We start from the raw sequence: 3,199 nt of genomic DNA on the forward strand, positions 1-3,199 counted from the left end.
CGTCACAGCCCATCCGGACGTCGCAGCCCGAGCGGGCACCGCGGCCCACCCGGACACAGCCCTGGCGGGCCGAGCCCACACCGGCCGCGGCGGCGCGCCGGGCCGGCCCGCCGCTCACCGAGACGCTCACCTTCGCCGACCGGCACATCGGGCCGGACGCGGACGAGCGCCGGAAGATGCTCGACGGGCTCGGCCACGCCAGCCTGGACGCGTTGGTCGCGGCCGCGGTGCCGGAGGTGATCCGGGACAGCACCCTCGACCTGCCACCGGCGGCGAGCGAGCCGGAGGTGCTCGCCGAACTGCGCCGGCTGGGCAGCCGGAACCGCCCGGTGCCTTCGATGATCGGCCTCGGTTACCATCCCGCGGTGCTGCCCGGGGTGATCCAGCGCAACGTCCTGGAGAACCCGGCCTGGTACACGGCGTACACCCCGTACCAGCCGGAGATCTCCCAGGGGCGCCTGGAGGCGCTGCTCAACTTCCAGACCATGATTGCCGATCTGACCGGCCTCGCGACGGCCGGGGCCTCGCTGCTGGACGAGTCGACCGCCGCGGCCGAGGCCATGCAGCTTGCCCGCCGGGCCGCAAAGAAGCCCGAGACACGGTTCGTCGTGGACGTGGGGACGCTGCCGCAGACGATCGCGGTGCTGCGTACCCGGGCCCGGGCGCTGGGGATCGAGGTGGTCGTCATGGACCTCTCGGCCGGTATACCGGAACACCTGGCCGAGTCGGCGTTCGGCGTCCTGCTGGCGTACCCGGCCGCCGACGGCGCGCTGCGGGACCCGCGCCCGGTGATCGAACAGGCCCGCGGCCGCGGGATCATCGTGGCGGTGGCGGTCGACCCGCTGGCGCTGACGCTGCTGGCCGCGCCGGGTGAGTTCGGGGCGGACATCGCGGTCGGCAGCGCGCAGCGGTTCGGGCTGGGCCTGGGCTTCGGCGGCCCGCACGCGGGTTTCATCGCGGTACGCGCCGGCCTGGAGCGGTCGCTGCCGGGCCGGCTGGTCGGGGTGTCGGTGGACGCCGACGGCGAACCCGCCTACCGGCTGGCCCTGCAGACCCGGGAGCAGCACATCCGCCGGGAGAAGGCCACCAGTAACATCTGCACGGCCCAGGTGCTGCCGGCCGTGCTGACCTCGATGTACGCCGTCTACCACGGCCCGCGGGGGCTGGCCGGGATCGCCGGGCGGGTGCACGGCCACGCGGTGCGCCTCGCCGCGGGGCTGCGGGCCGGTGGGGTGCGGGTCGTCCACGAGCACTTCTTCGACACGGTGCTCGCGCAGGTGCCGTCCCGGGCGGCCGAGGTGGTCGCCGCGGCGCTCGCCGGCGGGCTGAACCTGCGTCTGGTCGACGCCGACCACGTCGGCATCTCCTGCAACGAGACGACGCTGGACGCCGACCTGCACGCGGTGTGGGCGGCGTTCGGGGTGCCGCCGCTGCCGTCCCCGTCGGTGGTCGCGCTGCCGGTGCGGAACGCCACAGCCGTCGGAGCCGCTACCGCCAGCGCTCAGGGTGCCGCCGACGGTGCTGGCCGGGCGATCCCGGCGGAGCTGGTGCGGGCGAGCCCCTACCTGGAGCATCCGGTGTTCCACCGGTACCGGTCCGAGACGGCGATGCTGCGTTACCTGCGCCACCTCGCCGACAAGGACCTGGCGCTCGACCGCGGCATGATCCCGCTCGGCTCCTGCACGATGAAGCTGAACGCCACGACCGAGATGGCCGCGGTGACCTGGCCGGACTTCGCCGACATCCACCCGTTCGCGCCGCTGGACCAGGCCGCCGGCTACCTGGAGCTCATCCGCGACCTGGAGAAGTGGCTGGTGGCGATCACCGGCTACGCGGCCGTGTCCCTGCAGCCGAACGCGGGCAGCCAGGGGGAGCTCGCCGGGCTGCTGGCCATCCGCGCCTACCACCGCGACCACGCCGTGGCGGGCCGGCCGGCCCGGGACGTCTGCCTGATCCCGTCGTCCGCGCACGGGACGAACGCGGCGAGCGCGGTCATGGCCGGGATGCGGGTCGTGGTGGTCGCCTGCGACAGCGACGGCAACGTGGACCTGGAGGATCTGGCCGCGAAGGCGTCCGCCTACTCCGACCGGCTGGCCGCGCTGATGGTGACCTATCCGTCGACGCACGGTGTCTACGAGGAGGGCATCGGGCGGGCCTGCGACCTGGTGCACTCCTGCGGCGGGCTGGTCTACGTCGACGGCGCGAACCTCAACGCCCTGGTGGGGCTGGCCCGGCCGGGGACGTTCGGGGCGGACGTGAGCCACCTGAACCTGCACAAGACGTTCTGCATCCCGCACGGCGGCGGCGGCCCGGGTGTCGGCCCGGTCGCGGTGGTCGAACGGCTCGCGCCCTACCTGCCCAACCATCCGCTGCGGCCCGAGGCGGGGCCGGCCACCGGTGTCGGGCCGATCGCCGGGGCGCCGTGGGGGTCGGCGGGCATCCTGATGATCCCCTGGGCGTACATCCGGCTGATGGGTGCCGCCGGGCTGCGCCGGGCCACCTCGGTGGCGGTCCTGGGCGCCAACTACATCGCCTGGCGGCTGTCGTCCCACTACCCGGTGCTCTACACCGGACGTGACGGCCTGGTCGCACACGAGTGCATCCTCGACCTGCGCCCGCTGACGAAAAGCACCGGGGTCACCGTGGACGACGTGGCCAAACGGCTGATCGACTACGGTTTCCACGCGCCGACGATGTCGTTCCCGGTACCCGGGACGCTGATGATCGAGCCGACCGAGAGCGAGGACCTGACCGAGATCGAACGCTTCTGCCGGGCGATGATCGCGATCCGCCGGGAGGCCGACCTGGTCGGCGGGCACCTGGCCGGTGAGCGACAACCCGCTGCGCAACGCCCCGCACACGGCGTCCATGCTGGTGGCGGACGAGTGGGCGCACCCGTACTCCCGGACGGTGGCGGCCTACCCGGTCGCCTCCCTGCGGGAGTCGAAGTACTGGCCGCCGGTACGCCGGATCGACGGCGCCTACGGCGACCGCAACCCGGTCTGCACCTGCCCGCCCGTGACGACCTATACCGGCCAGGACGAGGACGTCGCGTTCGCCGGCGGCGCGCCGGCCGCCCCCGGCATCGCGGCGGTACCGGCCGACACCCGAGGCTGACCGGCGGCGGGACCCGTCCCCCAGACGGATCGGCGCGGTGCGCCGGCACGCCGGACACCGCGCCGCGTCCGCGCCTGACCGC

1 pseudogene is annotated in these 3,199 nt (G+C 74.1%); it reads left to right on the forward strand.

The features are described 5' to 3' along the window. Positions 1-11 precede the first annotated feature (11 nt). A pseudogene (gcvP, locus tag AC5LSR_RS05295) lies at positions 12-3,117 on the forward strand (aminomethyl-transferring glycine dehydrogenase). The last annotated feature ends 82 nt before the right edge of the window (positions 3,118-3,199 follow it).

The sequence above is a fragment of the Protofrankia sp. CiP1_Cm_nod4 genome, from assembly GCF_982290645.1.